At 57.5% G+C, this 5,084-nt stretch carries 6 protein-coding genes and 1 pseudogene; 1 reads left to right on the top strand and 6 read right to left on the bottom strand.

Translation table 11 applies throughout. The features are described 5' to 3' along the window. Window positions 1-391: 391 nt before the first annotated feature. From AC1D1Z_RS33855 to AC1D1Z_RS33845, 3 genes are all read right to left on the bottom strand, one after another. Window positions 392-1,273, bottom strand: a complete 882-nt coding sequence (locus AC1D1Z_RS33855) for a DUF1236 domain-containing protein (protein WP_018245393.1) — start codon at window positions 1,271-1,273, stop codon at window positions 392-394. Between the two features lie 101 nt (window positions 1,274-1,374). Beyond that, complete coding sequence (locus AC1D1Z_RS33850) at window positions 1,375-1,770, bottom strand: DUF1236 domain-containing protein (RefSeq protein WP_018245392.1); 396 nt, start codon at window positions 1,768-1,770, stop codon at window positions 1,375-1,377. Window positions 1,771-1,900: 130 nt separating this feature from the next. After that, window positions 1,901-2,167 carry a BON domain-containing protein gene (locus AC1D1Z_RS33845; RefSeq protein ID WP_018245391.1) on the bottom strand — a complete coding sequence of 89 codons (267 nt, stop codon included), beginning with the start codon at window positions 2,165-2,167 and terminating at the stop codon, window positions 1,901-1,903. 253 nt (window positions 2,168-2,420) lie between these two features. On the opposite strand from AC1D1Z_RS33845, the gene AC1D1Z_RS33840 reads away from it, so the two are divergent. Then, window positions 2,421-2,702, top strand: coding sequence for a DUF982 domain-containing protein (locus tag AC1D1Z_RS33840; RefSeq protein WP_026188665.1), 282 nt, complete (start codon window positions 2,421-2,423; stop codon window positions 2,700-2,702). Between the two features lie 520 nt (window positions 2,703-3,222). Here the strand turns inward: AC1D1Z_RS33840 and AC1D1Z_RS33835 are convergent. From AC1D1Z_RS33835 to AC1D1Z_RS33825, 3 genes and pseudogenes are all read right to left on the bottom strand, one after another. Next, window positions 3,223-3,957: a HEPN domain-containing protein gene (locus AC1D1Z_RS33835; RefSeq protein ID WP_477853186.1), complete on the bottom strand. Its 735-nt coding sequence runs from the start codon at window positions 3,955-3,957 to the stop codon at window positions 3,223-3,225. 149 nt (window positions 3,958-4,106) lie between these two features. Next, window positions 4,107-4,430, bottom strand: a pseudogene (locus AC1D1Z_RS33830) (ATP-binding protein); the annotation flags it as partial. Window positions 4,431-4,570: 140 nt separating this feature from the next. Further along, on the bottom strand, window positions 4,571-5,084 hold a 514-nt coding region (locus AC1D1Z_RS33825; RefSeq protein ID WP_477853185.1), incomplete at its 5' end, for an ABC transporter permease.

Raw genomic sequence — 5,084 nt, 5'->3', positions numbered from 1 at the left:
GTGCTACGAATACACCGTCCCGCGGGCAACGAAACGCCAGGCTTGCATTCGAACAGCTGACACTGCTGGTGACCCGCGCCCTCCTGCAACCCCTCGCTATAGGCGCCCGTCCGCCATGGGGCTTCGGCCAACCACGCCGCCCACGCTGACATAACGCGTGATCGCTTCCTGTCCCCCTGCTTTGAGCCCCGAACCAGGGCATCCTATTCGATCGGGCACCTTTCCTCGCCATACGAAGATGATACAAATCCTCGGATAATAGGTCCTGTGTACCGAGCTTTCGTATCGTGCCACCTTCGATGTTCCAACGCCAGATTGCCCATACCGTGCTGACCGCGCGCGGAATTTCGCACAGCGCCCCGGCGGCGGATGGCCGCCGAGGCGCTGGCGGTTATGCCGCAATGATGTAGACGATGGTGAATGCAGAAGGATCGACGATGACGATCCGCCCGTCGGCAAGGATGAAGAAGCGGTAGCTTTCATATTGCGGAACGATCTTCACGATGCGCGGCGGTAGCGGTTCCAGCCGTACCTTTTTCGGGATCTTCACCCCGACGGAAACCGTGAAGTCGACTTCCTTCACCGGCTCGACATGGACCTCCTTCACCACAGTGCGAATTTCAGTCTGCTGCTCGACCGAGATGTTGACGTTGGTCTTGGTGTTCGTCTGATTGTTTGTCGTGTTATTGTTATTGACGTTTGTTTCAGACGAGCTTTTGTTGGTCGTCGACGAATTCTGATCGGTCGACTGTTTGGACGCATCACCGCTCTGCGTGGGGGTGCCGCTATCCGTGCCCTCTGCAGGCTTGGCATTTTGCGTGCTGCTCTTCGTACCTGAAGTGGCTGCGCCGCTGTTATCGGTGGTGCCGGACTTGGCGGTGGGCTTCTGTTCGGTCGTCGTGCCGCTACCGGCGTCTTGCGATCCAGGCTTGGTTTCCGTCGAAGCCTTGCCGGAGGCGCTTCCACTCGTCGAAGACTTGTCCTGGGAAGGCTGCTCGGCGCTCTTCTGGGTATCCGAGCCCTGGCCAGATTTCTGCTGCGATGATTGGCCCTTGCCTTGCGGGCAGGCTCCCGACGCGTCGGGGGTGCAGTCGGTGCCGGTTCCGGCGGCGCTGGAGCCGGACTGCGAACCGGAGTCCGTGCCCGTCTGAGAACCGGATTGGGCCTGGCCGCTGCTCTTGGTGTCCTGCTGGGCTGCTGCCGGCAATGTTGCAAGGGGCGACACGCTCAGTGACAACGCTGCCATGAGCATGGTGAGATGGTTGCTTTTCATGATCAATCTCCGAGAATTCGGGCACGCGATGCCGCCTCGCATTCTCATGCGTCGCATGCGTGCCCTCACTGTTAGAAAAACGGCCTAAGCCGGTCCGTCGGTCATTGGATGACCTGGACGACCTTTCGGGAAGAAGGTTCGACGATCACACGCTGATCGTTGACGATCGCGTATGCATATTTCGGATCATCGGGGACTGGTGTCACGACAACGGTCTCCGGCAGGGGCTGTCCTACAACCACCTTCTCCTTCACCACGACGCGTTCGGTCGGGGCCGGAGCCTGCTGGACATAAGTGATCACTTTCTGAGGCGGCGGATCGATGACGCTGCCTGCCACGCCGCCGACGATGCCACCGACAGCAGCACCCACCGGACCACCGACAATCGCGCCCGTGGCAGCTCCGCCTACCGCACCTGTCACCGTTGACGACTGCGCGAAGGCTGACGTCGATACCAACAGGATGCTGGCGGCAATTCCTACTGCTTTGATATTCATCTGTTTTTCTCCTTTGACGCGGTTGGTTCCGGTGGAGGGCGAAACCGTCAAACAGAAAAACTGTTCCAGAGCTGGGACTTCGTGCCGGGGCTACATCGGACCTTGGTCTCAGCCCGTATGGATACCGCCACTACTGCATGGGGAAACGGCTCAACATCCGGTCCTGGACGTTTTCCTGGCCGACGATCATCGCTGCGATTGAGATGGCTTTGTCGCGGTCTGGAGCATTTGTTATGTAGCCTTCGAGCAGAACGACGGGGCCAAGCATCCTGATCTCGATGGCACTGCTGTCAATGTCAGGATCGACGGAAAGAGCTGCTGATATCGTTGCGATAGTGGAGGCCGCACTGTGGCCTTCCGAACAGCGGTCTTCATGACTATTGGGGCCGAACTTCATACTCTCCTCCTGTTCCGCCCCTCCACGGAACTTCATGTTACCTCAAGCCTGATATGAGAAGCAGGTCCTGGGCCGGCCAGTCCGACTTAGGTCCGTCTTCCACTCGGCGCTATCCGACTTAAATTTTGCTCATCCTTGTTGAAAGGACACCAGGGAGGTTTTAGCGATGTTGCTGTATCCAGTCAGAACCTCCCTGGTGAAGCGTTGCCGATCCATGTCCGGCGTCGCATTTTAGGAATAAAGGCGGCTATTCGTGCAAACGGTCGGTATAGTGGATTGGCATAGAAGCGAAGATTTCGCTCCCCTGATGCTTGTGATGAGCGGACAAGAAAAGCATCGGCTGATACGATCACTCCGTGAGGTTGCCGAGGCTCTTGTCGCCGCCTGGCCGACAGACGATGGCAAGGAATACATCGCGGCGGTAAGAACATGTCTCGATGCCATTAAAGGTAATATCCCAGCAAAGGCAGCGCGTACCGCACTCCTTCGCGCTGCGGAGGAAGCCGGAATTCCGGTGATTGCCGTCGTCCGCTGACGGGAAACCTTTGCCGACAGTCGGCGCCAGTGTTGTCGTCGCAGGGCCTTTTTTATTTCGGTTTAAGATGATCGGACCGTAACCGCTGCTCCGCTCCCACCTTGTCCTCGCCGCCCCAATCCGTGATCGCCTTCCATGATGAGCAACCGGAGTTTCTCCATGGAACTGCACGCGGCACAGTGGGCACGATCTCTCATCCAAACGGATTATTGAAATCACCGGTCAGGTCTAGATTTGGAGCAGATTTCCGGCGACCCCACACGAAATGGTCGTGGATTGGGCTCGATCTTCGCGACGGATTCTCTCTTTTAAAAGCAGATGTGGCGGTGCAAAGGAGCCCTCATGGCTGGATCCATGTCGTCGGATGACGCTTGAAATTCAGCCCAGGCGTAGGTTCACCCTCGGGCCAATTGAAGCCATCTTTAAGCTTGGATCTAGCCTTCGGCCTTCCACCTATCGCGACCCGGGGCGTACTGAGGGCAAACGATTTCACCGATCAGTAACGTGAGCCACACCACTGCTAGTGGCTGTCGTGTTTGAGCTTTTCGAGGTGCTCGGAGCAAACGGCCCCGACCAATTCAAGCAGGACGGTCGTCCGCTCACCGAGCCAAATCAGCGCCTCCTCGCTGATCTCGTAATGTTTCGAATAGCGCGCCTTCACATAGGCCTCGTTCAATGTATTGAACCAAGCGCGTTCCTTGTGCTGATCACGTGGAAAGGCTTCGGCCAGCCGGCGGTCCTGCTCCTCGGCGAGTGAGCGAAGGAACTTGATGTTGTGCGATGGCGGGCCATAGTTGGTGAGGGTGAGCAGAACGCAAGAATATGCTTGCTCGAGGGATTGATGAAGTTCGAAAGCAGCATTCTCTGCATATCCACGATCTATCGCCAAGTGGCCTATTTCCAAGAAACGAGTTGCCGCTCGAAACCGTTGGTCAAAATGCTCCTTCGCGACGCGAAGCCGATCCTCTATCGAAAGCGGCTCGGGCTCCGCCAGTGGCTCATCGTCCAATTCATAGAGAACGATGCCCTCCTTGCGAATGTCCGAGAAGAAATACTGCCCCTCCTTAAGGTAGGTATTCACCTCGCGTCTGGAGTGGACGATGAAGCTCACCGGCGTTTCGATCGACTTGTCCCGGATCAGCCGATCCGCTGCCTTGTGCCAGTATTCGGCGAACTCGCAGAGCTTGCGGTTGTTGACTATGATCAAGAGATCGAAATCGGAGCGATACCCCTTCATGGTGAAGGGTTCATCCACCCATCCGCCCTTGGCGTAGGAGCCGAACAGAAGAATCTTCAGGATCCTGCCGCGCTTCTTGAAGTCGGCCGTGCCTTCCTTCAGCGCGTCCTCGAATTCCTCATGCAGGATTTCGAGGACCCGGCCGAGCTCTCGATGCTTGCGAAGCGGCTCGTCATTTTGGCGTCGCCGAACGCCAGGTTCGTGGTGACGATGATCGACGTGCGCTCGTAGAGCCTGCTGATCAGATGGAACAGGAGTTGGCCGCCCGCCTGGGCAAATGGCAGATAGCCGAGTTCATCCAGTATGATGAAGTCGAGGCGGTTGAGATAGTCGGCCGTCCGCCCCTGCTTGCCGCTGCGCGTTTCCGTTTCCAACCGATTGACCAGATCGACGACGTTGAAGAAGCGCCCGCGTGTTCCGTTGCGGATCAGTGCACGGGCAATCGCGATGGCGAGATGGCTCTTTCCGGTTCCCGTGCCGCCGACGAGGACCTTGCAACCGTTCGAACAGGTGAGCTTGCCTGCCCAAAAAGCATGGCTTCGGTCGGCGCTGCAGAGGGAGGCTCACTGGAAACATTGACGAAAAAGAGTCCAGTTTGAAGGGTTCAGATCATTCTCTACCAAAGAGCTGATCAGAAGCGGTGAATGCGAAGGCCCAGCACTTTCTCCGACAAGATGACGATGAACAAGGTCAGCACGATTGAGACCGTCGATACGGCGGCGGCCTCCGGTGTGAAATTCGTGCGCAGATAGTCGTAGAGCTGGATTGGAAGCGTGGYGGTTCCCACGTTCTTCAGCATGAAGGATATGGTGAACGTGTCAAAGGATATGATGAAGGCGAACAGGCATCCGCCAATCACGCCAGGCTTGATCAGCGGCAGCATGATGCGGCGAAACCGCGTCAATGGCCCGGCGCCGAGGCTCTTGGCTGCCAGGCTCCAGGATGCGTCGTAGGACTCCATTGCCGCCGAAACGTTGATGAAGACGAAGGGAAGGGTGATGAGGCAATGGCCGATGATCATCGCCGCGATCGTTCGTGTGCCCATGCCCATCGAATAGACGAAGAACAACAGCGATATCGCCGTCAGCACCTCCGGCAGCAGCAGCGGCAGAAGCATGGCGAGCCGGATGCTTTCCTTCCAGCGT

Source organism: Rhizobium sp. P1_E1, from assembly GCF_056406015.1.
The sequence above is the reverse complement of the archived record's forward strand: the minus strand, read 5'-3'. Positions and strand labels throughout refer to the sequence as shown.